Below are 25,895 nucleotides of genomic sequence, written 5' to 3' on the forward strand. Positions count from 1 at the left end.
ACAAGTTGATTTTATGAGACAAGCCAAAACTGGTTGGAAATGGGCGATCGCTCTATTTTCATTGCTTTTAACTGTTCTGATATGGCAACAAGGTTTGCAAGAAAGCTTTGAACGACCCTCAGTAGCTCCAAAGATTTCTTTGATGCAAACTGAGATGGCAGTGTCAGCTTCTTCATCTTTACCTAAAACAATACAAAAAGTATTTTTAGGTTCAGAACCTCAAAAAAAACTTTATCAAGCCCTAAGTGACATTCCTTTGGGACAAATTGAGGATAGAGAAAGATTGTTACTAGCAATTCTGGAAGAGTCTGAGAGTGAGCAAAAATTTATCTTGAAGAAAGACTTTAATGATAAAAAGTTTGAAACAGTTAAAGGCTATATATTGGATAGACAAAAAGGTAAAGAACTAGATAAATTTCCTGATTTTGATGAGATTGAATTAGACCCATTACTTTATCAAATCTCATGTTCCAACTTGGGATTTACGGATGAAAAATGTATTAATCAAAAATATAATTCCCTTACAGCTATAAGGCTTTTAACTTCACAATTATTTCCATTTTTTGCTTCTGTTATAGGGAGTATATTCTTGATTAGGTATGCTTTTATTTTCTTAAGAAAGAAAAATACTCCATGGCCAGAAATGATATCACCCCCCCTATCAGTAATAGATATGGTTCTTCTAATCTCTGGTGGTTTCGTTGTTATTGGTGAAGTCATTTTCCCCGCACTAATTATACCAATAACAGATTTATTGTTTAATAATTTATCCTCTCCATTAAACCAGTCTCTAAGAGTATTTATAGGTTACTGTTCAATGACTATAGCTCCTTTATTTATAATTAGATATCAATTAATGGGTTTAGTTCCTTCGGGGATTGATGGAGGTTGGCTTCAATGGAACATCAAACCAATCAAAGAAGGACTTTTTAAATCAATAAGTGGATGGTTAATGATTATGCCTTTAGTGCTGCTTATTGGGTGGCTAATGAATGAGATTATTGGTGACCAAGGAGGAAGTAATCCTTTATTGGAATTGGTTTTAGGTAGTGATGAATTCTTTCCATTATTTTTGCTTTTGATTACAACTGTTGTTTTGGCTCCAGTTTTTGAGGAGTTAGTTTTTAGGGGTATTCTTTTGCCTGTATTGGTATCCAAAGTTGGCAAAGCTAGCGGAGTTTTATTAAGTGCCTTGATCTTTGCTTTAGCTCATTTAAGTATAGGGGAATTACCTCCTCTATTTGTATTAGGAATTGGTCTTGGCTTGATGAGATTGAGCTCAGGAAGGTTATTTCCTTGTGCTCTTATGCATTCCCTATGGAATGGAGTCACTTTTATTAGTCTACTATTAGTGGCTTGAGATTAAATAAAAAAAAATCAGTATTCCAGCTCTTGCAGTTGCTTGATCAAGGTGTTTGACTTGAATTACTTTCGAATTTTGATTTGATTAGTCGAACTCAATATAAACAAAAAGTAGGCCAATTTCCAAAAAAGAAGTTGTCCAAGGAATTGTTAAACAGTGTTTTCTCCTCAAAACAGGTTCAAAGAAAGTTTCCAATTCAAGCAGCTCTTCATATTGTTTTAGATGGTGCATTGGTAGGCATACTCATAACAGTGGCGATAATGTCATCCGTAGCTTTGCACTCTCAATATTTGTGGACTAAGTCTTTTACTAAACTTGAAACTACTAGAGACTTGAACCGAAGGACATTGGAGTCAACATCAATCCTTGAAAGCTATCTATTGAAAAATCAAAAGTTGTCTAAAAATTTAGTTCCCACTAAAGCGGAAGATCTTATATACGTGGATAGACCAAAACCAGAAGAAACTAAAAAATCATTCGATGTGACATTGAAAAGTAGATTTCTAGAGAAAATATCTTCTTTTCCCGTTAAATCAGGTTACTAATAATTCCCATGAGAAGTTCTGATCATAGAAAGAAAAGAAAGACTTTTAAAGTAAACACTCTTCAGCCCCTATCTAAGTCCAGATTTAGAATTATCTTTTTTTTATTATGCCTTGGACTTGGGGGCCTTTTTTTAAGGGTAGGTTGGCTTCAGCTATTTCAGTCTGATCAATTAAGAGCTCTAGCACGCGAAGTTCAAACAGAACAAAAGACCCCTCTGGGGACACGTCGATCTATTTTAGATAGAAATGGAAAGCTTGTCGCAATAGATGAGAGACGTTTTAAAATTTGGGCTCACCCTAGGTATTTTAATTTTCCCGGTGATTCATCTAGGACAGTTCGTAAACCAGTCGAAGTAGCAAAGCTTCTTTCTGCCCCACTATCCATAAGTGTTGATGATATTTTAAAAAAATTAGGAAATTATTCTTCAGGGGTAAAACTTGCAGAGGGGGTGACACCCGAGCAAGCTAATGCTATTAAGAAACTTGGAATAAGTGGTATTGATTTGGAGGTGTATCCTCAAAGGCTTTATCCTCACGGGTCTCTTTTTGCAAATGTAGTTGGTTTTTTGGATTTAGATAGAAGACCTCAGGCTGGATTGGAATTAAGTTTAGATAGTGATCTAAAGCGTCTAGAAAAAGCAAGTTTAATCAGAAGAGGAGCTGATGGAACACCTCTGCCTACAGGTGTTCAACGTGGTGTCTTTGACGAGGATCAGCTAAGTCTCCAATTAACCCTAGATGTAAGGCTTCAAGAAGTAGCCATTAAAGAAATAAGTAAGCAAGTAAAGAAGTGGGATGCAAAAAAAGGTGTGGTCATCGTAATGGATATAGATACAGGAGAACTTCTGGCATTGGCTTCTACGCCAACTTATGATCCTAATAAATATTGGGATTATTCTCCATCTCTTTTTAAAGAGTGGTCAGTGCAAGAATTATTTGAACCTGGTTCTACCTTTAAGCCAATTAACTTGGCATTAGCATTGGAGGAGGGGGTTATAAGCCCTAATGGAGAAGTGAATGATGATGGTCTAGTTACAGTAGGAGGATGGCCTCTCTCTAATTGGGATCGGAGGCCAAACGGGATATTGACTTTCCCTGAAGTGTTACAAGTCTCAAGCAATGTAGGTATGGTTAAAATTATGACTAAATTGAATGCGAGTATTTACTGGCAATGGTTAAGGCGCCTAGGCATTGATGAAATACCAGAAACTGATCTTCCAGGAGCAGTTTCTGGGCAAATAAAATCAAAGCAGACTTTTGTCAATCAACCAATAGAACCAGCGGTAGCCTCCTTTGGTCAAGGCTTTTCTGTTACTCCGCTTAAACTAGCTCAATTGCACGCTTTAATTGCAAATGGAGGCAGACTTGTGATGCCTCATATCACTAAAGGCCTGAAAGGTGATTATGAGTCGTATTTCAATTCTCCTTCAGAACCAAAGCAGGTGTTATCTCCTGAGGTTACAAAGACTGTTCTTGGATGGATGGAAACAGTTGTGTCATTTTACGATGAAAGTGGTATTGAGGTAGATGTTCCTGGCTATCGAATTGGAGGAAAAACAGGGACGGCACAAAAATCGCAGGATGGTTTTAACTATAATTCTAAAATTTGCAGTTTTGTTGCAAGTCTTCCTATCGATGATCCTCGCTATGTCGTTTTAGCAGTTATTGATGAACCCCAAAAGCCAAATGCATATGGATCAACGGTGGCTCTCCCTGTGGCAAAAAAAATTATTGAGACTTTGCTTGTGATAGAAAAAATCCCTCCAAGTATTTCTAAAAAAGAACATTTGGCTAGCAAAAGCTAAGAGATGGCTAAATTTTCCGAAAAGTACTAATTAAAGGGTGAAATCTATAAAAAATATGGCTAGTCTATTACACATGAAAGACGTTTTTTATTATGGAATCCCTTCTTAATCAGCTATCTTCAATGACTGTGGTGGTGGCTGATACTGGTGATCTTGAAGCGATCAAAAAATATCATCCAAGAGACGCTACAACAAATCCTTCTTTAATTCTTGCGGCTGCACAAATGCCTGTTTATCAAAGTTTGATTGATCAAGCACTTACCACCTCAAGAGAAATGTTAGGGACCAGTGCCGCTAGGGCTGATGTGGTTAAGGAAGCTTTGGATGAACTGTGTGTTGTCTTTGGTAAAGAGATTTTGAAATTAATTCCTGGCCGTGTTTCAACAGAGGTTGATGCAAGACTAAGTTTTGATACTGATGCTACCATTGAAAAAGCAAGAAAAATAATTGCTAAATATAATGCAGATGGTATTTCTAATGATCGTGTTTTAATCAAAATTGCCTCTACGTGGGAGGGAATAAAAGCTGCTGAAGTATTAGAAAAAGAGAATATTCATTGCAATTTAACTTTGTTGTTTAATTTTTATCAAGCAGTTGCTTGTGCTGAGGCAGGTGTAACGCTTATTTCACCCTTTGTTGGAAGAATTTTAGATTGGTATAAATCTGCTACAGGAAGGGATTCTTATCCAGCGACTGAGGACCCAGGGGTAGTTTCGGTGACTAAAATATTTAATTTTTTCAAGTCAAATGGTTATAAGACAGAGGTCATGGGAGCAAGTTTCAGAAATATAGAGGAAATAACCGAGCTTGCAGGATGTGATCTCTTAACGATTTCTCCCAAATTACTTCAGCAACTTAATGAAACTCATATGGACTTGCCCATTAAGTTGAATGCACAAAAACCTTTAGTCATTGAAGAGAAAATACATCTAGACCAGACTTCTTTTGAACTAATGATGGCTGGAGATAAAATGGCTACGGAAAAACTTGACGATGGAATTAGCGGTTTTAGTAAAGCAATTGATAAATTAGAAAATCAATTGAACGAAAGACTTGAGTTGATTGAAGGAGGAGTTGCCCTAACTCTTTGATCTTTAATTTTGAAAGAGTAATCTCTTGATTACTCTTTTTGCAATGTCTTCATAACTCATCTCACCTGAAAGAATTTGTGCAATTCTTTTTGGAGCAGTAGGCCTTTTTACACCTAATTGGTATCCGACTTTTGGAAAACGATAAAAAACTTGAGAAATTCTTTTACCCCAAGCCATTGAATTCCCCCAGTTTATTTGCATCGTTTTTGTATATGCGTCTAAACAATTCACTTCTCCATCTAGCCAATAAATAAGGCTTTTTGCAGCTTCAAATCCACTCATCAAAGCGGGCCTTAATCCTTCCGCTAAAAAGGGGTCACATAATGAGGCAGCATCGCCAACCAAGAGAATTCCTTCTCCGTTTAATTTACAGTGGCCATTCCATATCCTTAATTTTTTTTCATGACCAATTACTTCAGAAGGATCAAAACCTAAATCAGGAAGAAATGATTTAAGTATTTCATTAACTGGAAGTGAATTCTTATTATCTAGGAAAGTTCCCATCCCAATATTTACTTCATTGTCTAATGGAAAGGCCCATGCAAATCCATTTTTTACTAGGCCAAATTCAAATCTAGCAGTTTCATTCCTTAAATTTCCCCTCCTTTTAATTCTCCCTGAGAAAGTGGAGGCAAATTTCTGTTGAGTTGGACCTAAATTAAAAGCTTTAGACCATGGCGATTGAGAACCATCAGCAATAACAACTGCTCTTGCCTCTATTCGTCTCCCATCAAGAGCGGTAATATGCCAGACATTAGATTTTTTTTTTACATCGACTACGTTAAAAGTAGTCAATAAATTACAACCAGAATTTATTGCTTGATCTAATAAGAATGAATCAAGTTTTTCACGTTTAACTATCCAAAAGGGAGAAGATCCCGAGAGCTCAGCGACTACTTTGTCGGTATTGCACCAACTAAACTCTACATTTGTTATTACTTCATCAACTATTGGTAAAAGTTTAAAAGGAAACCAGTTTTGCACTGCAGCAGACATTCCACCCCCGCAAATTCTCTCTGGAGAAAAAATATTTTTTTCAAGAATACATACTTTTTTACTTTTACTAGCCAGATGAAATGCTGTAGTAGTGCCTGATGCTCCCCCTCCAATAATGGCAACATCTATGAGGGTCAAACTTTTAAAATCTCAGCTTCTTTTTCTGAAAGTTTTTTTTCAATATCTTTAATAAAATTGTCCGTCTCTTTCTGAATTGTTTCTTGTTCATCTCTGCTTTGATCTTCTGAAAGATCACCATCCTTTTCAGATTTTTTTACTCTCTCTATTGCATCACGGCGTATATTCCTTAGAGCAACTTTCCCTTCCTCTGCATATTTTGATGCGAGCTTGCAAAATTCTTTTCTACGCTCTTCAGTTAAAGGTGGAACATTAATACGAATTATTTTACCATCATTGTTTGGAGTAAAGCCTAGATCACTTGTAGCAATCGCTTTTTCAATGGAAGCTAATGAGCCCAAGTCGAAGGGTTGAATGGCTATGGTTTGAGAGTCAGGAGTAGTGATAGTTGCAAGTGACTTTAGTGGAGTTTCAGCACCGTAGTATTCGACTGATATTCTGTCTAATAAAGACGTATTTGCTCTTCCCGTCCTGATGGTATTGAAATTCCTCTGAGCAGCTTCAACAGACTTTCTCATTGTGGTTTTTAGCTCTTGATTTGACATTTAGATAAAGTTATTACGAATTGATTATGGAAAAGGTTCAAAAATTTAGTTTTAACTTGAATTAGATATTCTTGATCCAATTGGTTCGCCAGAAATAGCCTTAGCAATATTTCCAGGTTGGAAAATATTAAAAACAACTATAGGGATTTTATTATCTTTGCAAAGAGCAATAGCAGTGCTATCCATTACTCCTATTTCATTGGCTAATACATCTTGAAAGGTGAGATTGTCATATTTGACAGCATCAGAGAATTTCTTTGGATCTCGATCGTAAACCCCATCAACTTTCGTAGCTTTGAAAACAACTTCTGCGTTAATTTCAGCCGCTCTAAGAGCAGCAGTCGTATCAGTTGTAAAAAATGGATTGCCGCACCCACCTCCAAAAACTACTACCCTTCCTTTCTCAAGATGTCTTATTGCTCTTCGTCTAATATAAGGTTCTGCAATCTGTTGCATGTCAATAGCAGATTGAACTCTTGTGGGCACTCCAGCTCTTTCTAATCCATCTTGAAGTGTGATTGCATTCATTACTGTCGCAAGCATTCCTACATAGTCTGCAGTGGCTCTATCCATGCCTGCGGCGGATCCTTTTAGACCTCTAAAAATATTTCCACCGCCAACCACAATTGCTATTTGCGTGCCGTTTTCAACCACTTTTGAAACATCATTGGCAATAGATTGAACAATTTCAGGATCAATTCCATAAGGTTTTTCTCCCATAAGAGCTTCACCACTGAGTTTTATAAGTGCTCTAGAGTATGCCATTAAAAATTCATAACAAATTGACAGTAGCAAGTCCTGGAAGAACGTCTTTATATCTGTATTGGATCCCTTGCGATGGAAATATTTTCAAGATTATAGATTAATATTCAATTCCTTCTTGAGCTTTTACTCCCTGCTCTCTAAAGGGATGATGGATTAATTTCATTTCTGTCACAAGATCAGCTGAATCGATTAATTTTTCTGAAGCTCCTCTTCCAGTTAAAACTACATGTGTAAGCTCTGGTCGTAAATTTATGCCATGTATAATTTCATCTTCATCTATATATCCAAGTTTTATTGCAACAATGATTTCGTCTAAAATTATAAGTTTATAATTTGGGTCTTTAATATAAGAGAAGGCTTTTCTCCAACTTGACTTAACTAAATTTGCATCTTTATTTCTATCTTGTGTTTCCCATGTGAACCCTTCCCCACAGGCATGAAATTTTAATTTATCCCCAAATATTTTCAAAGCTAATATCTCACCTGGTTCCCATCCACCTTTAATAAATTGAATTATTGCAACTTTATGATTATGACCAATAGTTCTTAATCCCATCCCGAGAGCTGCTGTGGTTTTCCCTTTACCTTGTCCTGTATTTATGATTATGAGACCTTTTTCTTTATTTCTTTTTTTTAATCTTTGTGTTTGAACTTCTTTCCTTTTTTTCATCCTTTCACGATATTTAGCTTCGGTAATATTTGGTATTAAATTACCACCCATCCCTATTTCTTCTGCACTTTTATCTAAATTATTGAGTCTTGAATCTTCTTCAGTAATCTTATTTTTCATTTCCTTAGCTTAAATTATATAAGTTATTAAAAGAATAATTTATAGAAATGATATGGCCATAAATATTAATTATTCTTCTTGTTAATATTGGACTCTAGATAGAGCACTATCAACAGCAATTTGCTGATCTCTTCTTGTTATCCAATGATGATAGGTCTTTGTGTGTATTGACACAGAGTGTCCCATCATTTTTGCAGCTACAGTATTTGGTAGGCCTATTAAGATTGTCCTAACTGCCCATGCATGTCTTAAATCATAGGGCTTGAAAGATATTTTATATCTTCTAAATTGTTCAGAGACTCTTCTCCCGATATGTTGAAGAGTTGTCTCTTTTAGATCTGTTTTAATATCTGGGAGTAAATTTGAACTATCAGTTGTGTTGTCTAGCTCAAATAAACTAACCCATTCAGGATGAAATGGCCAAACTTGATGCTCCCCTGTTTTTGTATTTGGGAAAACCCGAATTATTTTATCCCCACCTTTTTGTAAAGAAGATAAATCACTAAAAAAAACTTCATGATTTCTAAGCCCATAGGTTGCCATTAACCCAAAAACAAATCTCCATTTTCGATTTGGTATTAATTGAAAGCTATTAATAATTTCTGCATCACTAGGTAATTCTCTGAAATTAGATTCGTAAATTCCATATCCACTTTGAAGTTGTTTCCAGTTTTCAGGTAGCTCTAATTTAAGGTGTCTCGCTAAAGCACTTAAAGCAATTCCACATTGTTGTCTGCTCCTTGAATTTTCTTTGTAACTTAAAAGGATTTTCACTAGAAGCTCTTCGTTTAATTTAAGGGTAGATTTATTACTTATTTCAATTAATCTGTTTAAATATGGTTTGTAAGCAGACTGCCAAGTGCTAATCATTCCTGCTGGTGATTTACTCCTGGATGTATCAGAAAAAAATTGTCTTTTAAAGTTTACTATTTCATCGATTACTACTGTTTTATGAGTCTTTATTGATGAGATAGCTTTTTCTTTAATCCAATTAGACCAGCAAAATTGATTTTTTTTAAGTTGAAAATCAATTAATTCTATAGCTTTTCTAGCCTCTTCTAGACCATTAATGGTGTAGGGAAGTTTAAGACTTATTCTTTGAACTTTAGAAAGATTATTAGATTTCTTATCTGGCAAAGAACCGCGAATGTTTAAAACTCTACCCCTTTTCTCAATTCTTAGATTGATTCCCTTTGATTCAAGGTCTTGATTGATATCTAGTAACTTTTGATTCTCGTCCATCATCCTGTAAATTTAGCTAGCTTTACTGTGATAAGGGTTTGTATAACCTTTTATAAGGAGTTTTTTCTAAAATGGCTCGCGTTGGTGTCCTCTTATTAAATCTCGGAGGTCCTGAAAGAATTAAGGACGTTGGACCATTTTTGTATAATTTGTTTTCAGATCCAGAGATAATTCGTTTACCAGTTCGCGCTTTTCAAAAACCTCTAGCTTGGCTTATAAGCTTATTGAGAAGTAGTAAATCACAAGAGGCTTATAGATCGATTGGAGGCGGATCACCTTTACGTCGCATAACAGAGCAGCAGGCAAGAGAACTCCAAAGCTATCTTAGAAATATTGGGATAGACGCTACAACATATGTTGCAATGAGGTATTGGCATCCATTTACTGAGTCAGCTGTAGCGGATATGAAGGCTGACGGTGTAAGCAAAGTTGTTGTTTTACCTCTCTATCCCCATTTTTCAATAAGTACAAGTGGATCCAGTTTTAGAGAATTGAAAAGATTAAAAGATGGTGACTCAGAGTTTGCAGAATTATCAATTCGTTGTATTCGTAGCTGGTTTGATCATCCTGCCTATGTTTCTTCAATGGCTGAATTAATAAAGAAACAAATCTTAGCTTGTGATTTACCCCAAGAGGCCCACGTTTTTTTTACTGCACACGGTGTTCCTAGAAGCTATGTAGAAGAAGCCGGGGATCCTTATCAAGATCAAATACAGAACTGCTCACTTTTGATTATTGATCAGCTTGAGAATTCTCTTGGATTCAGCAATTCATTCTCACTTGCTTATCAAAGCAGGGTGGGCCCAGAAGAGTGGCTAAAACCATATACCGAAGAAGTATTAGAAAAACTAGGAAAATCCGGGGTCAAGGAACTTGTCGTGGTCCCCATAAGTTTTGTGAGTGAGCATATTGAAACTCTCCAAGAGATTGATATTGAGTACAAAGAAATTGCTCAGAAAAATGGCATCGTTAATTTCAAAAGAGTCCCAGCTCTTGATACTTATCCTTTGTTTATTGAAGGATTGGCCGATCTCGTTTCTTCTTGCTTAAACGGGGAGGGGATAAGTTTAGAGGACGCTTCAAAATTGCCAGAAAGAGTAAAACTTTATCCTCAAGAGAAATGGCAATGGGGTTGGAATAACAGCTCTGAAGTTTGGAATGGAAGAGTTGCAATGATTGTTTTTCTTTGTTTTTTGATGGAATTAATAATTGGGGGTGGACCTTTACACCAAATAGGTTTGCTATGAAGATTTATATAATTATTTGTTTTGATTAATTTGATAGTCAGCTTTTTATTAAAATTTAGATAGTTAAATTAAATCTTTGCTTAATTTAGTTTAATTGAAATTATGCATACTAAGATTTATTGTTAGTTTAGATATTATTCTGCCGTGACCCTGACTTCTACGCCTAATCAAATAGGAGGTTCAGGAACACAAACTCAAAATGAGATCTCAGGAGCTGATGCCTTGATGGATTCTCTTCGTAGGCATGGCGTAGATACTATTTTCGGCTATCCAGGCGGAGCAATTCTCCCAATATATGATGCGGTTTTTAAAGCAGAGGAAGAGGGTTGGTTAAAACATATTCTTGTTCGACATGAACAAGGCGGAACACATGCTGCAGATGGTTTTGCAAGAGCGACTGGGAAAGTAGGTGTTTGTTTTGGTACTTCAGGCCCTGGAGCTACGAATCTAGTCACAGGAATAGCCACCGCTCAGATGGATTCTGTACCTCTTGTTGTCATAACAGGACAAGTCCCTAGACCTGCTATTGGTACTGATGCCTTTCAAGAAACAGATATTTTTGGGATAACACTCCCAATTGTTAAACATTCATGGGTTGTAAGAGATCCCTCTGAAATTGCAAAAGTTGTAGCTCAAGCTTTTCTTATTGCCTCATCGGGTAGACCAGGACCTGTTTTGATTGATATACCAAAAGATGTTGGACAAGAGATGTTTAACTATCTTCCTGTTGAGCCAGGTTCAATAAAGCCACCAGGCTTTGAACTACCATTCGCGCCTGAACATAAAGCCATACGTGCAGCTTTAGATTTAATTGAAAATGCTGATCAACCACTCCTTTATGTTGGCGGTGGTGTTATTTCTTCGGGGGCTCATGAAACTCTGGCGGCGATTGCAAATAGATATCAAATACCCGTAACAACAACTTTGATGGGGAAAGGCGCGTTTGATGAACGAGCGCCTTTATCAGTTGGAATGCTTGGTATGCATGGCACAGCTTATGCTAACTTTGCTGTGACTGAATGTGATTTGTTGATTGCTATTGGAGCAAGATTTGATGACAGAGTTACAGGTAAATTAGATACTTTTGCTCCTAAAGCAAAAGTAATTCATTTTGAGATTGATCCGGCTGAAATAAATAAAAATAGAGTAGTTGAAGTTTCAGTATTAGGTGATGTTGGAATTAGCCTTGTTAAATTATTAGATCTCAGTAACCAAAGGGAAACAAATCCAAGAACTTCTAATTGGCTTAACAAAATTAAAAACTGGAAAAATAATTTTCCTTTAATAAATCCCCCTAAAGAAGGAGAAATTTATCCACAGGAAGTTTTAATTGCGTTAAGAGATTTGGCGCAAGACGCTTACATTACAACTGATGTTGGACAACATCAGATGTGGGCAGCTCAATATTTGTTGAATGGACCAAGACAATGGATTAGTAGTGCTGGACTCGGAACAATGGGTTTTGGAATGCCCGCTGCAATGGGAGTCAAAGTTGCTTTACCTAAGGAGCAAGTGATTTGTATCGCAGGTGATGCAAGTATCCTTATGAACATTCAGGAGCTTGGAACTATTGCTCAATACAAGTTAAATATAAAAGTTATTATCATCAATAATCATTGGCAAGGGATGGTTAGGCAATGGCAAGAAAGTTTTTATGATGAAAGATATTCAGCATCTAACATGTCTTTCGGTGAGCCTGACTTTATTTCACTATCTAAGTCCTTTGGGATTGAGGGCATTGTGATTTCAGATAGAGAACACCTAATCCCTGAACTTCAGAAGGCCTTGGCATATGAAGGCCCAGTTCTCGTAAACGTAAATGTAAGAAAAGGCGAGAATTGTTACCCAATGGTTCCTCCTGGAAAAAGTAACGCTCAAATGGTTGGTATACCGGAGACCAAGAAATAATTATAAAAACTTTTTATGAATAAAATTTTTACAAAGATTTTAATATTATTGATCTCTTTTTTTTGTTTTTATCCGGAACTTTTTGCAGCTGAAATTTTGCAAGTGACTAGTTCAAATATTTTGCTGATTGGAGATCATAATCGTACCTATACTGTCAAATTAGCGTGTATAGAAATTAGCCCTGATTTAGAAGAAAACTCTCTTATGTGGCTCAAAACACAACTACCAAGACATACAAAAGTAAATTTAAAACCTAAAGGATCAGTCGATGGAATACTAGTTGCCAAAGTTATTCCTATTGATAGTAATATTGACTTAAATGAGAAATACATAAACGAAGGATTAGCAAAAAATAAATGCTAAATTAATTAGCAAATTTTATTTATATGTTTTTTGAATATATGTAATTCTATTTTTAAAAATTAGTTTTATTTCTTCTGTAAGAGTTAAATAGCTTTCGATTTTAGTATGTGCAAAACCTATTTACATTGATTTGATGTTTTTTGATAGATTCTTTAAATAGTTGTAAGATGGTAAAAGCTTGTATAGAAATAAATATTTTATTAGGGTTGGAATCTTCTCTAAAAAGTGGAATCATTTTTTCTTCTTTAATTTAATTTAGGTATAAAATTTTTCCATAAAGCTTTTTTTGTTAAATGAATTATTAAATCTTAAATATCTTTTTTCAAACTTGAGATTTATCTCCTTTGATAGAAGCTCCTATGGCAATAATTAAATTACTTTTTTAGACCTATTCCTTCTAATCTTTTTGAGATGATTTGCTTTTTAATACCTTTTAATCCCGAAAGAAAGCTGCAATATTTCTTTTCTTGATATTAGCAAATAGTATAGGAATACAAACTGCTATTTATATATAAGCTTTGATTTAGCCCTGACCTTGATAAGGAATTCACGATCTCAGGCTTTAAATTTAGTTTATTATTACCTCTTAATAGATCAGATTGAAAAAATTCAATATCCTTATAGCTTATTAACCACATCTTTTTTAATAATTCTCTTTCTCAGCAGGCAAGCTATTTATTCTAACGTTGGAGAAAACTTTTAAATTTCTCCAATATCCTTTAGCATCCAAAAACCATCTAAAGTATTTTCTTTAGGACTTTTTTGAACTGAAATAAATTGAAGTCCATCTGCATCTAGTTTCGTATTTAGAAAATTATTTTCAATAGCTTTTTTTGCATCTTCTTCAACATCAGTTACCAACCATCTATCCGCTTGCCCTGCTTCTAAAATTATTTGGGTACCTTCTATTAAAAGCTTTGCTGGTTCAAGTCCACCAAGCCAAGCGGCAAGAGCTAAAGATCTTTTTGAACTAAAGAGCCTAATACCTGGAATAGAAACATTTTGATTAATTGAATCTTTTATGGGGATTAAATTAGAAAACTTTATTTCCCATTCATCAGCTTCTCTCAATGTGTTTAAAGATAGTGAAGCAAAGCTCCAAGAATCACCTCTTACTTCCTCTGGAAGTGGTATGGCTTGGTTTGTAATTGGGTTTGATGGAGGAGCTAGATTTACGCCTGTATATCCTTTTTGCTGAGGATAAAAACTCCTCTCTCTATCAATAAGCCACTCAATTAATGAATATGTTCTTCTGCTAGAAATAAGTTCAATTCCTATTTGATCTGCTGCACGTTTTATCATTGTTTTCATAGAAGACCGCCAACAACGAATAACTGAAGGTTTATCCCAACCTTGTAAAGAAGCTTCATCAATAGCTTCTTCTAATGCATCTTTTAACCAAATAGAATTAACATTTGAGGCTGGGCAAATTTTTTCCCATTTAAAAGTTTTTATATCTTTGAAATTGTTTGTAGATGTAATTAGTAATTCCCATCTTTTTTTCCCATTTTCTTCAATTATGGGACGGGAATAAAAGTCTATTTCCCAGTTTGTTTTTTTTAAATCAGATTTTTTTGAAGCGATCACAATTTTTTTTCTTAAATGTAAAGTTATTAGGATAGCTTGATGTCTTTTTCTTCTTTTTGATTATCAACTTTTTCTTTATTCAAACTATTTCGAGCTTTAATTGCTCGCTCATCGGCTTCTTCCATGACTTTTGCTTTATCAGTAATAAGTTCACCTGGAGGGCCTTCCAAAAGAGCTGTATTTAATCCAATTCGACCCCGTGAAGGATCTAAATCAGTTATCAAAGCTTTGATAGATTCTCCAATTTGAAAAATTTCTCTAAGGCTTCGAATGCTTCCGTTGGTTACCATTGAATGATGCAATAATCCACTAACGCCCTTCAAATCAACAAAGAAACCATAAGGTTTTATGGTTGAAATTTCACCTACTATTAGTTGTCCAATTTCTAATTCAGAAAATCTTGAAGCAATTGCAGCTTTCTTTTCGGAGAGTACAAGTTTTCTTCTCTCTGGATTTACTTCTAAAAAAGCGGTATTAATTGTTTTTGAAACAAGAGATTGATGATTCTCTCCATCTTCAAGTTGAGATCTAGGAATAAAACCTCTTAATCCTTCGAAGTCGCATGTAACACCTCCACGGTTAAAACCATTTATTTTAACTCGAATAACTTTTCCTTCTTTTGCGAGATTTTGAACTTTGTCCCAGCTTTTCCTTAACTCTAATGCTCTACAACTTATTGTTACCATCCCATCTGCATTTTGTTCTCTAGTAACAAGAACTTCGACTTGCATCCCTTTTGGAAAGCGCTCTTTTAAATTTGTAATTACGCCTAGACCACATTCATTTTTAGGCATGAATCCTGGGGCTTTTCCACCTATATCTACATAAATTCCATCACTTTCAACTGCAATAACTGAACCTTTTGCAATTTCTCCAGTTGTACCAATTGGTTGATTCTCTTCTAAGGCTGCTAAAAATTCGTCTTCATCGAAATCAAATTCATCAACTACTCTACTTTTTTGTTCAAAAACATTTTGATCGTCAAAGGCCTGTGTGTTTTTGGCATAAGAATTTTCTTCAGATCTAAGAAGATCTTCCATTGTTGTTGTTTTAAGAATATCGCTAGAGTCTGAATCTTCTCGAATTGATTTTTTCTTTTCAGGGGCTTTATTTAACTGAGAAATATTTTTTTCATCTGGAACTGTTTCATCAAATCTTTTCTCTATAGATTGATTAGATATGTCATTATTGGTCGATTCTTTATTAATGATTTCTTCAGCAGTCTTTCGACTGATGTGCATAACCTGCAATGGCTTGCGCGGTGCAGTTATTGCCGGCTTTGGGGGAGTAGCTTTTTTAGGCTGAGAATCTGACCCGGCCATAATACCCTTGTAATAAGTTAGACATTCTTACAGTCAAGGGTAAGTTGTTTTTTAATTATTAGGAGATTTCTATCATTTTTCCAACTCGTCGATTTGAGCATTTGTCCTGGCCTGAAGCCTCTAAAGCCGCTTCAGCTAAAGGATCTACATTGGTTTGGCCCTTTGGTGCATGTGAACAACATGGACCTCATTTACCTTTGATTACTGATACTTTTTTTGCTGAAAATATTTTATTTAAGACACTTGAAAGGCTGCCAAAAAAAATGCCGATATGGATGATGCCCTCTCAATCGATTGGTTTTTCTCCTGAGCATCAAGCTTTTCCAGGAACTTTATCCTTATCAGCAGATGTTTTATTATCGCTAGTTACTGATGTCGGTCAGCAAATAGCTTCTATGGGATTCAAAAGATTAGTCTTTTTTAATGCTCATGGTGGACAAATAGGCCTTCTGCAAGCGGTTTCGAGACAACTAAGAATTCAATGTCCCTCTCTCGCTGTATTGCCTTGCTTCCTTTGGAGTGGTGTCCCTGGCTTAGATGAACTTTTGCCTGAGAAAGAAGTTGAAGAAGGACTGCATGCTGCTTTGGCAGAAACAAGTCTTATGTTGCACATGGATGGAGGCTTGGTTCGAAATGATTCTTATTTAGAAAAAAAAGTAATAGATGAAGAAATAGTTTCTACCCCAAAAGGATGGAGCCTTGAAGGTGCATCACCCTGCGCATGGTTGACAGAAGATTTGAGCTCATCTGGAGTAATTGGCGATGCGAGTTCTTCAAACTCTGAATTGGGTGCCGCTTTGGAAAATGCACTAATAGATCATTGGAAGTCTTTATTTACAAGCCTTTTGGAGAGTGATTGGCCACCAATCATGCTAGAAAGGCCTGTTTCTAGCAGTTAAGAAGTGGAAACTGAACTACCATTTTGGATTTAATTCTGTAAGATCACTCAGATTGACAAATTTCTAATAGATCTATGCAAGCTCTTGCATCCGACAATTTAACCGTAGAAAAAGAAGAGTTAAGTTCTGACTCTCTTCCGGATTTCTCCTCAGAATCTTACAAAGATGCTTACAGCAGAATCAATGCAGTTGTAATTGAAGGTGAGCAGGAGGCTTATTCCAATTTCCTTGATCTAGCTAAGTTGATTCCTGAACATGCAGAAGAGCTTGTGAGGCTAGGTAAGATGGAGAAAAAGCATATGAATGGTTTTTGTGCTTGTGGAAGAAATCTTGCAGTTAAGCCAGATATGCCTTTTGCTAAGACCTTTTTCTCAAAACTCCATAATAATTTTTTAGAGGCCTTTAAAGTTGGAGATACAACCACTTGTCTTCTAATTCAATGCATTTTGATCGAATCTTTTGCAATATCTGCTTACCACGTTTATATAAGAGTTGCGGATCCTTTTGCTAAAAGGATTACGGAAGGTGTTGTTCAAGATGAATACCTGCACTTGAATTATGGCCAAGAATGGCTTAAAGCAAATCTTGAGACAGTTAAGAAAGATCTTATGAAAGCGAATAAAGAAAATTTGCCTCTTATAAAATCCATGCTTGATGAAGTATCGAATGACGCGGAAGTACTTCATATGGATAAGGAAGAGTTAATGGAGGAATTTATGATTGCTTATCAAGATTCCCTTATGGAAATAGGCCTAGACAACAGAGAAATCGCAAGAATGGCTCTTGCAGCAGTGATTTAAAGATTTTTAATTACTTCTTTTAATCTTTAGCTATTCCTCAAGACCTTAAAGTTCTTGAGGAATTCTTTTTTTTTTGACCTTGGTGGTCTAACCTTCAATCTTGGATAAATATTTAGGTTCAATTTTGATCTTTCTTGGTGCCAAATGTTTGGGCTAATTGGACATTCAACAAGTTTTGAAGATGCCAAGCGAAAAGCCTTGGGATTGGGGTATGACCATATTGCAGAAGGAGATTTGGACGTATGGTGTACTGCTCCACCTCAGTTGGTAGAACATGTTAAAGTTGTAAGTGCGATTGGAAAGACTATCGAGGGAGCATACATAGACTCATGCTTTGTCCCTGAGATGCTAAGTCGCTTCAAAACTGCAAGAAGAAAAGTTTTGAATGCAATGGAATTAGCTCAGAAGAAGGGAATCAGTATCACAGCTCTAGGTGGATTTACATCAATTATTTTCGAAAATTTTAATTTGCTTCAAAATCAACAAGTTAGAAATACCACTCTTGATTGGCAAAGATTTACCACTGGTAATACTCACACAGCTTGGGTTATTTGTAGACAACTAGAGCAAAATGCACCTCGAATAGGAATTGATTTGAGTAAATCAAAAGTAGCTGTTGTTGGAGCTACTGGTGACATTGGCAGTGCTGTTTGTAGGTGGCTAAGCAATCGAACTGGTGTTTCTGAACTTCTTTTAGTAGCTAGGCAGACAAAGCCTTTAATTGAGCTTCAATCTCAACTTGGAGGAGGAAGAATTCTTAGCCTTGATGAGGCTTTACCTGAAGCGGATATTGTGATTTGGGTTGCAAGCATGCCCAAAACTTTAGAAATTGACCCATCTAAAATTAAACGGCCCTGTTTAATGATTGATGGTGGATACCCTAAGAATTTAGGTGAGAAGTTTTCAGGACCTGGTATACATGTCTTAAAAGGCGGAATAGTGCAATTTTTCAAAGATATTGGTTGGAGCATGATGGAATTGGCTGAGATGGAAAATCCTAAAAGAGAAATGTTTGCCTGTTTTGCTGAGGCAATGCTTCTTGAATTCGAGAATTGTCATACCAATTTCAGTTGGGGGAGGAATAATATTACGTTGGAAAAGATGGATTTTATTGGTAAGGCTTCTGAAAGGCACGGGTTTTCTGCTGTTGGTTTGAAATCAAATATTCAGACATTAACCGTCTGAACAATTGGTTACTTTTTTTTATGGCTAGACGTTTTCTCCTCGAATTTGAAAAACCTCTTGTTGAATTAGAGAATCAGATTGATCAAATTAGAGAATTAGCAAGAGATTCAGAGGTTGATGTAAGTCAGCAACTTCTTCAATTAGAGACACTTGCAGCAAGAAGGCGAGAAGAAATATTTAATGCACTCACACCAGCTCAAAAGATTCAAGTAGCTAGACACCCTCAAAGACCTAGCACGCTTGATTATATTCAGATGTTTTGTGATGATTGGGTCGAATTACACGGAGATAGGAGCGGAACTGATGATCAAGCTCTCATTGGAGGATTAGCTCGAATAGGTGAAAAATCTGTCCTTTTGATTGGACAACAAAAAGGTAGAGATACAAAAGAGAATGTTGCAAGAAACTTTGGCATGGCGAAGCCAGGAGGGTACAGAAAGGCTTTGAGGCTTATGGATCATGCTGATCGCTTTGGTTTGCCAATAATATCTTTTATAGATACTCCTGGAGCTTATGCAGGGCTAATAGCAGAGGAGCAAGGACAGGGAGAAGCAATTGCAGTAAATTTGCGTGAAATGTTTAGACTTAAAGTTCCCATAATTGCGACTGTGATTGGAGAAGGTGGCTCTGGTGGCGCGCTAGGGATAGGTGTCGCAGATCGGCTGCTCATGTTTGAACATAGTGTTTATACTGTTGCAAGCCCCGAGGCCTGTGCTTCGATTTTATGGAGGGATGCTGGTAAGGCTCCCGAAGCAGCATCATCATTAAAAATTACAGGACCTGATCTTATGAAGTTAGGAATTGTTGACGAGGTTCTAAAAGAGCCTTCTGGCGGGAATAATTGGGCCCCACTACAAGCTGGAGATACTTTGAAAAGTGCCCTTGAGAAGCATTTATCTGAATTATTGGCTTTATCCCCTGATGAATTGAGAGACAATAGATATTCCAAATTTAGAAAAATGGGAAAATATTTGGAATCTCATTCTATCCAAAGTGAAATTTCAGTTTAAAGTTTTAATGTTTGCTTCTAACTTTCTTGTCAACAGTATTAATTACGGGCGCTTCTAGAGGAATTGGGAGAGCAACTGCCAAAGCTTTTGCTAATTCTGGATGGGATTTACTGCTTTTAGCCAGGTCTGAAGATGAACTAGAAAGAATTGCCGAAGAAATTGAAAACAAAAAAGTTAAGGTTTTCTTCCAGTCTATCGATCTTAATAACCCTAAAAATATATCTAAGGGAATACTTGAATTGATGAATAATGGTTTGATTCCCTCAGTTCTAATAAATAATGCTGGAGTTGCTTGGACTGGAGATCTTTTATCCATGCCACTTGAAAAATGGGAATGGATAATGCAAATGAATCTCACCAGTATTTTTCAGGTTTGTTCTGAGGTGGTTCCTTTAATGAGAAAGAAAGGAGGACTAGTTATCAACGTTAGCAGTCATGCTTCTCGAAATGTTTTTCCACAGTGGGGAGCCTATTGTGTTTCCAAAGCAGCTTTGGCAAGTTTTACCAAATGCTTAGCAGAAGAAGAACGTAAGAATTTTATACGAGCATGCACACTAACTCTTGGATCAGTAAATTCTTCTCTTTGGGATTCTGATACCGTTGGGATGCAATTTGATAGAGATTCGATGCTTTCAGTTGATCAAGTTGCAGGCGAACTTTTACATCTTGCTAGTCAACCAATTAATCAAATTATCGAGGATGTAACTTTGATGCCTTCTGCAGGAGCATTTTAATCTTAGAGAACAAAATTAACCTAAATGATTAATTTTGTTCTCTAATTTCGCGAACAAGAGATTCAATTTTTTTAATGTCTTTAATACCTGGAGATATCTCTAGTCGACTAGAGGCATCAATCCCGTCAGGTCTAAGTTTAGAAAAAATTTCAGGAATTATTTCAGCAGATATTCCACCCGCTAAGATCCAAGGAGCTTTAAAAGTTTTATTAATTAGTAATTCTATTGGGACTCTATTCCCAGTGCCTCCAAGTGACTTGTCATCCCAAGCATCTAATAGAATAGCATCAATATTCTTCTCGTATTGACTTATATTTTCTAAATCATTAGAAGATTTTAACCTGAAGGCTTTCCATAATTTAATTGTTGGAAACTCATTCTTTAATTTACGACAATAATCAACTGATTCATTTCCATGTAATTGGATTACTGATGGTGGGGTTAATCTTTTATGTATACATTTGACGTCCTCTAATTTTTCATTTGCGATTACTAATACTTTCTCAATACTTGAAGAAACTTTGTCTATTTCATTAAATATTTTTATACATTCTTCTTCTGGTACAAAACGAGGTGAATTCTTAATGCCAATAACTCCAATAGCATTAATTTGGAATTCCGCTATGGATCGTGCTTGTGAAGTCTTTGTTAGTCCACAAATTTTTATTGCTGTTGATTTTTTAGAAGTAGATTTTCTGATCATTACCTGAACTTTTATTAGGATTGATTGAAATAGATTTTTTTATAGCTTGGAGGAATTTAAGTTTGGGTAGTTGGGAAGTTATGAAAATCAGAGGCATCCCTTTGAGGATCCATCCAAGTTGGTTTTTGGTCTTCTTATATTTTACTTTGTCAGCGAAAGATCAGTTCGAGACCATTTTGGATGGTCAAGGATCTATGTGGAATGGATGGGTCATTGGTGCTGTTACCTCTTCTCTTTTGTTTTTATCTGTTTTATTGCATGAATTGGCTCATTCTTTTGTAGCAATTGGAGAAGGTCTAAAAGTTAGAGACATAACACTTTTTTTTCTTGGAGGCATGGCAAATCTTGAAAGGGAATGTCCTACTTCCAAAGGAAGTTTAAAAATTGCAATTTCAGGTCCTGTTGTAAGTCTTTTATTGGCTTTTTTAATGATTTTTTTAAGTAATAATTTATTAGTATCAAATTTTATGCTCTCTAATTTATTTAAGGAGGTTGGTAGTCTCAATCTTGTGATAGGGGCCTTTAATTTGTTACCGATAATTCCTCTTGATGGAGGCGTAATATTAAAATCTATAATTTGGCACTTTACAGGTAGTAAAAGAGCAGGGCTTAAGGTGGCTATAGCATCTGCAAGATTAATTTCTTTTCTTGCTATTTTTATTGGCATTTTAAATTTAATTAGAGGTGACTTATATATCGCAATTTGCTTTTCTATTATCGGTTTATTTATTTTTTCTTCATCTAAATCACAGAGCCAAATTATTAAAATACAAAAGATATTGTCTGAATTAAATGTAAATCAGGTATGTAGTCGTTCATACAGGGTCCTAGAGGATGATTTACCTGTGAAAGTGTTATCTAAATATAATATAATTAATAAAGAGAATGTCTTTAATGAAGAATGGATCCTTTTATGCAGAGAGGGGAGATGGGTTGGTTATGTTAATGAAAAAATCTTGCAGAATATTTCTGTACAAAACTGGGATAAAAAGTTTCTTTATGAGTTTTCATTCCCAATTAATAAATTGCCATCAATTAGTGAAAAAGAACCATTATGGAAAGCAATACTAAAAATAGAAAGAATAAATGATGGAAGACTACTCGTTCTTTCGGTTTCTGGCCTTCCTATAGGAACTTTAGATAGAGTAGATATAGGGAAAGCAGTACTTAATAAAATAGGATTAAATCTTCCAGATCAATTAATCAAAATTGCAAGGAAGGAGAATATTTATCCTCTAGGATTAAATCTATATAATATTGTACAATCTATGGGTTCTGGTGATTTAGAAGAGGATCAATAATGATTTATATTTTTAAATTTATTAATAGCCAAATGTTTTATTACCTCTTTATCTTTTTTGTCTAATTTATAATGAGATAACTGTAGATTGGGCCATAGTTCACCTAACGATTCTTTTAGAAAATTTATAACTTTATCTTTTTCTTTGAATTTATTTTTTATCTTTGGTGGATCTGAATTAAAAACTTTTTTCCATAATTTTTTTGACGGTTCCATTAAGATCTCTCCATGCTGAAGTAAGTGTCCCTTTCTCCAGTACTGAGCACTTCCAATATGCTTGTTTCTATCTTTATCAACTAAGTCAGCTAATGTTGAAGTTGAAAAACAATTACTATTAGATACATTCGCAGGTTGAATTCCCAAAAATAGATCCACTCCAGCTTTCTTAAAACCGTCTTTTAGCCATTGAGTTGTCTTTAAATATGATTCTTTTTTATTCCTAGGTGGATATTTCCATATAAGAGCGTAAGTTAGGCCTCTGCTATGAAGAACAGCTTTCCCTCCACTAGGTCTTCTTACAATTTTTAACTGTTCATTTTTTAAAAGTTCAATCCATTTTTTGGGCAGCTCTTTTTGATTTTTTCCAATCGATAACCAGTCTCCATCCCACGTATAAAAACGTATTGCCATATTAAAGTTGTTGTCATTAAATGACTTCTCTAATAGGAAGAGATCAATTGCCATTTGCTCTGGACCACTTAATTCAAGAGGATTTAAATAATGGACTTTCTCTAGATTGTTCATTTTAATTTTTAGCTATTCCACGTAGAAACGATAGTTTTTTGATATTCTCCTTTATTTATTTTTTTTAGAATTTATAAATGCATTGGAAGAAGGCCAAGAATTGATTCCATTATTAATTAAGTTACCATGAATAAAAATCGATACATTTTCATTTAATTTGGGACAACCTGAACGAATTGAAGAGCCACTCAGAAGGAAGCATTCAAAAAGAATTAGAAAGAGCATTCCTTCTGTAAATAAAAAAATAGATGCTTTTACGCAAGTTTCTGAATTTCAGAAAGAACAAGTTAGGCGAGAGCTTTTATATAGCTATGTGGGATTAATTTTGAAGTTTGGATTATTTATAGTATTTGTAACTAGCCTTGTTAACTTAGGATTTGCTTCCCATCAACGTGTTAATAGAAACCTAGAGTTGTCATATTTATTAGAAAAAGAATCAAAAAAACTTCACAAATTAAGACTACGTTTTGATGAAATGTTTACTAATGGTGGAGAACAAAGTTTTTTTAAGGAGCAAGATCAGTGGATTACTCCAAATAGTGTCAGAGTTATCTGGCGATGATAATATTTGCTTCTATTAGGTTTAGATTTGTGTTTGAAAATTGATTTAAAATAGTTTTTACTAAAGAATATGGCTCTAGTACAAGCGGCACCAGGAACTGTCTTAATTACTGGAACAACATCAGGCGTTGGCTTATATGCAACAAAGTCTTTAGTAGAGAGGGGTTGGAGAGTTATTACGGCAAATAGATGTTCTGTGAGAGCTGAATCTTCTGCATCAGCAGTTGGATTACCAACTAATAGTCCAAGGCAACTTAAACACATACAAATTGATCTTGGCGACTTGGATAGCGTCCGCAATGGGGCTAAAAGTCTACTAGAGGATTTGGAAAAGCCATTGGATGCTTTGGTTTGCAATGCTGCTGTATATCTTCCCCGTTTAAAAAAACCTTTGAGATCTCCACAGGGATATGAAATATCAATGGCAACAAATCATTTTGGACATTTTTTATTAATTCAGTTGCTTTTAGAAAATCTTAGTAAATCTACAAGACCAGTTTGGAAGGGAAGATCTTGGGGGGTGGAATCATCTAGAGTAGTTATATTAGGAACTGTAACTGCCAATAATAAAGAACTCGGAGGGAAAATACCAATACCTGCTCCTGCTGACCTAGGGAATTTGTCTGGTTTTGAAGAAGGTTTTCGAGACCCCATTTCAATGGCTAGTGGTAAACGTTTTAAACCGGGCAAAGCCTATAAAGATAGTAAGCTCTGCAATATGATTACAACCCAAGAATTGCATAGGCGATTTAATTCTTCTCCAATTCTTTTTAGCTCTCTATATCCTGGATGTGTAGCTAATACCAGATTATTTAGAAATACTCCTAAACTGTTTCAGTGGTTGTTCCCATGGTTTCAGAAATTAATAACTGGAGGCTTTGTCAGTGAAGCACTTGCTGGTGACAGAGTAGCCCAAGTCGTTTCAGACCCTCAATTTGCTATTTCAGGTGTTCATTGGAGCTGGGGGAATAGACAACGCAAGGATAGACAACAATTTTCACAAGAATTGTCCGATCGAGTGACTGATCCCGTGACTTCTAGAAAAGTTTGGGAATTATCTATGAGATTAGTTGGTCTGAAATAACCCTTCAACTAGTGATTTAGTCAAATCCAAGTAAATCAAAAATTTCACGGTCTTTTAAAGGTTCTGCCTCTAATGGTTCCACGTTATCTATCATTTTTTGGGCTAACGAAAGATATTCATTTTGTACTTCTACTACGCCTTCTTCTTCTGAATCCATCTCGAAAATTGTGCACTTTTTAAGTCTTGATCTGCGTATTGCATCTACGTTACGGAAATGAGCCATGGTCTTAAGACCTGTTTTTTCATTGAATTTCTCTATCTGATCTAATTCAGCAGAACGGTTAGCTATTACACCTCCCAAACGAACTTTGTAATTTTTTGCTTTGGCATTTATTGCTGCGACGATGCGATTCATTGCAAAAATAGAATCAAAATCATTTGCAGTTACAATTAGACAATAATTTGCATGTTGTAATGGAGCAGCGAAACCACCGCATACAACGTCACCAAGAACATCAAATATAACCACATCAGTATCTTCTAAAAGATGGTGCTCCTTTAAAAGTTTGACTGTTTGACCAGTGACATAGCCACCACATCCTGTCCCTGCTGGAGGCCCACCACTCTCAACGCACATGACACCATTGAAACCTTTAAACATAAAGTCTTCAGGTCTAAGTTCCTCACTATGAAAATCGACTTCCTCAAGGATATCTATGACGGTAGGAACCATCTTGTGAGTAAGAGTGAAAGTGCTGTCATGCTTTGGATCGCAACCTATTTGAAGAACTTTCTTTCCAAGTTTTGAAAATGCAGCTGACAAATTTGAAGAAGTAGTTGATTTGCCAATACCTCCTTTACCATAAACAGCAATAACAAGAGCTCCTTCTTGGATTTGAGCTGTTGGGTCTTGTTTTACCTGAACACTACCTTCGCCGTCCTCCTTACGTGTCAAAGTCGAAGTCATTAATTTTTTCTTTCGAAAGTCCTTATTAGTATTCTTGCAGGCAAATATCTCTTTAGGAAATGTTTAGAGAATTCGATACATTTAACATTTAAAATATATCTTTAATTGGAGACATACGGGAGCCTACGTGTTGGCAATGCGCATTTCTACTCATGACGGCGGATCGTTCTAATAGTAATAAATTAACCTTTTAACCCTTTACGACCACTAAGTGTTAATTGCTGGCAACAAATCCAAGTCATCGTAAGCAGACATTAAAGT

25 protein-coding genes are annotated in these 25,895 nt (G+C 35.6%); 15 read left to right on the forward strand and 10 right to left on the reverse strand.

The annotated features are described in order from the left end of the window. The first annotated feature begins 13 nt into the window (after nt 1–13). From SIB53_RS06730 to SIB53_RS06745, 4 genes are all read left to right on the forward strand, one after another. Nucleotides 14–1,360, forward strand: coding sequence for a CPBP family intramembrane glutamic endopeptidase (locus SIB53_RS06730; RefSeq protein ID WP_413677491.1), 1,347 nt, complete (start codon nt 14–16; stop codon nt 1,358–1,360). Between the two features lie 137 nt (nt 1,361–1,497). Beyond that, nucleotides 1,498–1,908 (forward strand): hypothetical protein, encoded by a 411-nt coding sequence (locus tag SIB53_RS06735; protein WP_413677492.1) that lies wholly within the window; start codon nt 1,498–1,500, stop codon nt 1,906–1,908. 8 nt (nt 1,909–1,916) lie between these two features. Then, nucleotides 1,917–3,713: a peptidoglycan D,D-transpeptidase FtsI family protein gene (locus SIB53_RS06740; protein ID WP_413677493.1), complete on the forward strand. Its 1,797-nt coding sequence runs from the start codon at nt 1,917–1,919 to the stop codon at nt 3,711–3,713. A gap of 92 nt (nt 3,714–3,805) precedes the next feature. Further along, on the forward strand, nt 3,806–4,804 hold the full coding sequence (locus tag SIB53_RS06745) for a transaldolase (protein WP_413677494.1): 999 nt from the start codon (nt 3,806–3,808) through the stop codon (nt 4,802–4,804). 3 nt (nt 4,805–4,807) lie between these two features. On the opposite strand, the gene SIB53_RS06750 is transcribed toward SIB53_RS06745, so the two are convergent. From SIB53_RS06750 to SIB53_RS06770, 5 genes are all read right to left on the reverse strand, one after another. Beyond that, a complete protein-coding gene (locus SIB53_RS06750) occupies nt 4,808–5,938 on the reverse strand; it encodes an NAD(P)/FAD-dependent oxidoreductase (protein WP_413677495.1) in 1,131 nt (376 codons plus the stop codon). Then, complete coding sequence (gene frr, locus SIB53_RS06755; protein ID WP_413677496.1) at nt 5,935–6,483, reverse strand: ribosome recycling factor; 549 nt, start codon at nt 6,481–6,483, stop codon at nt 5,935–5,937. The genes SIB53_RS06750 and frr overlap by 4 nt, the downstream gene beginning before the upstream one ends. A 51-nt stretch (nt 6,484–6,534) precedes the next feature. Next, a complete protein-coding gene (pyrH, locus tag SIB53_RS06760; RefSeq protein ID WP_413677497.1) occupies nt 6,535–7,248 on the reverse strand; it encodes a UMP kinase in 714 nt (237 codons plus the stop codon). A 97-nt stretch (nt 7,249–7,345) separates the two neighbouring features. Continuing rightward, a complete protein-coding gene (gene cobO, locus SIB53_RS06765) occupies nt 7,346–8,038 on the reverse strand; it encodes a cob(I)yrinic acid a,c-diamide adenosyltransferase (protein WP_413677498.1) in 693 nt (230 codons plus the stop codon). A gap of 81 nt (nt 8,039–8,119) precedes the next feature. Continuing rightward, nucleotides 8,120–9,280 (reverse strand): site-specific integrase, encoded by a 1,161-nt coding sequence (locus SIB53_RS06770; protein ID WP_413679131.1) that lies wholly within the window; start codon nt 9,278–9,280, stop codon nt 8,120–8,122. A 71-nt stretch (nt 9,281–9,351) separates the two neighbouring features. On the opposite strand from SIB53_RS06770, the gene hemH reads away from it, so the two are divergent. The 3 genes from hemH (at nt 9,352) to SIB53_RS06785 (ending at nt 12,798) form a co-directional block, all read left to right on the forward strand. Beyond that, the gene (gene hemH / locus SIB53_RS06775; RefSeq protein WP_413677499.1) at nt 9,352–10,527 is read left to right on the forward strand and encodes a ferrochelatase; all 1,176 of its coding nucleotides are present in this window, start codon (nt 9,352–9,354) and stop codon (nt 10,525–10,527) included. Between the two features lie 144 nt (nt 10,528–10,671). Beyond that, nucleotides 10,672–12,435 carry a biosynthetic-type acetolactate synthase large subunit gene (ilvB, locus tag SIB53_RS06780; RefSeq protein WP_413677500.1) on the forward strand — a complete coding sequence of 588 codons (1,764 nt, stop codon included), beginning with the start codon at nt 10,672–10,674 and terminating at the stop codon, nt 12,433–12,435. Nucleotides 12,436–12,450: 15 nt separating this feature from the next. Continuing rightward, complete coding sequence (locus tag SIB53_RS06785; RefSeq protein ID WP_413677501.1) at nt 12,451–12,798, forward strand: nuclease; 348 nt, start codon at nt 12,451–12,453, stop codon at nt 12,796–12,798. 699 nt (nt 12,799–13,497) lie between these two features. Here the strand turns inward: SIB53_RS06785 and SIB53_RS06790 are convergent. Both SIB53_RS06790 and SIB53_RS06795 read right to left on the reverse strand, forming a co-directional pair. Then, entirely contained in the window at nt 13,498–14,385 is an 888-nt protein-coding gene (locus tag SIB53_RS06790; protein WP_413677502.1) for a Tab2 family RNA-binding protein, read from the reverse strand. Between the two features lie 26 nt (nt 14,386–14,411). Beyond that, nucleotides 14,412–15,707, reverse strand: coding sequence for a S1 RNA-binding domain-containing protein (locus SIB53_RS06795; RefSeq protein WP_413677503.1), 1,296 nt, complete (start codon nt 15,705–15,707; stop codon nt 14,412–14,414). A gap of 101 nt (nt 15,708–15,808) precedes the next feature. On the opposite strand from SIB53_RS06795, the gene SIB53_RS06800 reads away from it, so the two are divergent. From SIB53_RS06800 to SIB53_RS06820, 5 genes are all read left to right on the forward strand, one after another. Then, the gene (locus SIB53_RS06800) at nt 15,809–16,606 is read left to right on the forward strand and encodes a creatininase family protein (protein ID WP_413677504.1); all 798 of its coding nucleotides are present in this window, start codon (nt 15,809–15,811) and stop codon (nt 16,604–16,606) included. 74 nt (nt 16,607–16,680) lie between these two features. Further along, nucleotides 16,681–17,406 carry an aldehyde oxygenase (deformylating) gene (locus SIB53_RS06805; RefSeq protein ID WP_413677505.1) on the forward strand — a complete coding sequence of 242 codons (726 nt, stop codon included), beginning with the start codon at nt 16,681–16,683 and terminating at the stop codon, nt 17,404–17,406. 144 nt (nt 17,407–17,550) lie between these two features. Beyond that, entirely contained in the window at nt 17,551–18,591 is a 1,041-nt protein-coding gene (locus SIB53_RS06810; protein ID WP_413677506.1) for a long-chain acyl-[acyl-carrier-protein] reductase, read from the forward strand. A gap of 20 nt (nt 18,592–18,611) precedes the next feature. After that, entirely contained in the window at nt 18,612–19,601 is a 990-nt protein-coding gene (locus SIB53_RS06815; protein WP_413677507.1) for an acetyl-CoA carboxylase carboxyltransferase subunit alpha, read from the forward strand. A gap of 26 nt (nt 19,602–19,627) precedes the next feature. Next, the gene (locus tag SIB53_RS06820; protein WP_413677508.1) at nt 19,628–20,335 is read left to right on the forward strand and encodes an SDR family oxidoreductase; all 708 of its coding nucleotides are present in this window, start codon (nt 19,628–19,630) and stop codon (nt 20,333–20,335) included. A 28-nt stretch (nt 20,336–20,363) separates the two neighbouring features. Here SIB53_RS06820 and SIB53_RS06825 read toward each other — a convergent pair whose 3' ends face one another. Next, on the reverse strand, nt 20,364–21,038 hold the full coding sequence (locus SIB53_RS06825; protein ID WP_413677509.1) for a phosphoribosylanthranilate isomerase: 675 nt from the start codon (nt 21,036–21,038) through the stop codon (nt 20,364–20,366). A gap of 20 nt (nt 21,039–21,058) precedes the next feature. On the opposite strand from SIB53_RS06825, the gene SIB53_RS06830 reads away from it, so the two are divergent. Then, nucleotides 21,059–22,339 carry a site-2 protease family protein gene (locus SIB53_RS06830; protein ID WP_413677510.1) on the forward strand — a complete coding sequence of 427 codons (1,281 nt, stop codon included), beginning with the start codon at nt 21,059–21,061 and terminating at the stop codon, nt 22,337–22,339. On the opposite strand, the gene SIB53_RS06835 is transcribed toward SIB53_RS06830, so the two are convergent. Continuing rightward, nucleotides 22,333–23,082 (reverse strand): lipoate--protein ligase family protein, encoded by a 750-nt coding sequence (locus SIB53_RS06835; protein WP_413677511.1) that lies wholly within the window; start codon nt 23,080–23,082, stop codon nt 22,333–22,335. The two genes, SIB53_RS06830 and SIB53_RS06835, sit on opposite strands and share 7 nt — an antisense overlap. Nucleotides 23,083–23,239: 157 nt before the next feature. On the opposite strand from SIB53_RS06835, the gene SIB53_RS06840 reads away from it, so the two are divergent. Both SIB53_RS06840 and SIB53_RS06845 read left to right on the forward strand, forming a co-directional pair. After that, nucleotides 23,240–23,644 carry a hypothetical protein gene (locus tag SIB53_RS06840; protein WP_413677512.1) on the forward strand — a complete coding sequence of 135 codons (405 nt, stop codon included), beginning with the start codon at nt 23,240–23,242 and terminating at the stop codon, nt 23,642–23,644. A 69-nt stretch (nt 23,645–23,713) separates the two neighbouring features. Continuing rightward, nucleotides 23,714–24,727: a protochlorophyllide reductase gene (locus SIB53_RS06845; RefSeq protein WP_413677513.1), complete on the forward strand. Its 1,014-nt coding sequence runs from the start codon at nt 23,714–23,716 to the stop codon at nt 24,725–24,727. A gap of 16 nt (nt 24,728–24,743) precedes the next feature. On the opposite strand, the gene bchL is transcribed toward SIB53_RS06845, so the two are convergent. Beyond that, nucleotides 24,744–25,634 (reverse strand): ferredoxin:protochlorophyllide reductase (ATP-dependent) iron-sulfur ATP-binding protein, encoded by an 891-nt coding sequence (gene bchL / locus SIB53_RS06850; protein ID WP_413677514.1) that lies wholly within the window; start codon nt 25,632–25,634, stop codon nt 24,744–24,746. Between the last annotated feature and the right edge of the window lie 261 nt (nt 25,635–25,895).

Source organism: Prochlorococcus sp. MIT 0916 (genome assembly GCF_047305155.1).
Lineage (GTDB): Bacteria > Cyanobacteriota > Cyanobacteriia > PCC-6307 > Cyanobiaceae > Prochlorococcus_B.

What these genes read in the sequence shown, in the direction of transcription:
- hemH (WP_413677499.1), top strand. Translation starts at nt 9,352, where the DNA reads ATGGCTCGCGTTGGTGTCCTCTTATTAAATCTCGGAGGTCCTGAAAGA.
- frr (WP_413677496.1), bottom strand. Translation starts at nt 6,483, where the DNA reads ATGTCAAATCAAGAGCTAAAAACCACAATGAGAAAGTCTGTTGAAGCT.
- SIB53_RS06810 (WP_413677506.1), top strand. Translation starts at nt 17,551, where the DNA reads ATGTTTGGGCTAATTGGACATTCAACAAGTTTTGAAGATGCCAAGCGA.
- SIB53_RS06785 (WP_413677501.1), top strand. Translation starts at nt 12,451, where the DNA reads ATGAATAAAATTTTTACAAAGATTTTAATATTATTGATCTCTTTTTTT.
- SIB53_RS06740 (WP_413677493.1), top strand. Translation starts at nt 1,917, where the DNA reads ATGAGAAGTTCTGATCATAGAAAGAAAAGAAAGACTTTTAAAGTAAAC.
- SIB53_RS06815 (WP_413677507.1), top strand. Translation starts at nt 18,612, where the DNA reads ATGGCTAGACGTTTTCTCCTCGAATTTGAAAAACCTCTTGTTGAATTA.
- SIB53_RS06825 (WP_413677509.1), bottom strand. Translation starts at nt 21,038, where the DNA reads ATGATCAGAAAATCTACTTCTAAAAAATCAACAGCAATAAAAATTTGT.
- SIB53_RS06845 (WP_413677513.1), top strand. Translation starts at nt 23,714, where the DNA reads ATGGCTCTAGTACAAGCGGCACCAGGAACTGTCTTAATTACTGGAACA.
- SIB53_RS06770 (WP_413679131.1), bottom strand. Translation starts at nt 9,280, where the DNA reads ATGGACGAGAATCAAAAGTTACTAGATATCAATCAAGACCTTGAATCA.
- SIB53_RS06835 (WP_413677511.1), bottom strand. Translation starts at nt 23,082, where the DNA reads ATGAACAATCTAGAGAAAGTCCATTATTTAAATCCTCTTGAATTAAGT.
- bchL (WP_413677514.1), bottom strand. Translation starts at nt 25,634, where the DNA reads ATGACTTCGACTTTGACACGTAAGGAGGACGGCGAAGGTAGTGTTCAG.
- SIB53_RS06805 (WP_413677505.1), top strand. Translation starts at nt 16,681, where the DNA reads ATGCAAGCTCTTGCATCCGACAATTTAACCGTAGAAAAAGAAGAGTTA.
- SIB53_RS06795 (WP_413677503.1), bottom strand. Translation starts at nt 15,707, where the DNA reads ATGGCCGGGTCAGATTCTCAGCCTAAAAAAGCTACTCCCCCAAAGCCG.
- SIB53_RS06745 (WP_413677494.1), top strand. Translation starts at nt 3,806, where the DNA reads ATGGAATCCCTTCTTAATCAGCTATCTTCAATGACTGTGGTGGTGGCT.
- cobO (WP_413677498.1), bottom strand. Translation starts at nt 8,038, where the DNA reads ATGAAAAATAAGATTACTGAAGAAGATTCAAGACTCAATAATTTAGAT.
- pyrH (WP_413677497.1), bottom strand. Translation starts at nt 7,248, where the DNA reads ATGGCATACTCTAGAGCACTTATAAAACTCAGTGGTGAAGCTCTTATG.
- SIB53_RS06730 (WP_413677491.1), top strand. Translation starts at nt 14, where the DNA reads ATGAGACAAGCCAAAACTGGTTGGAAATGGGCGATCGCTCTATTTTCA.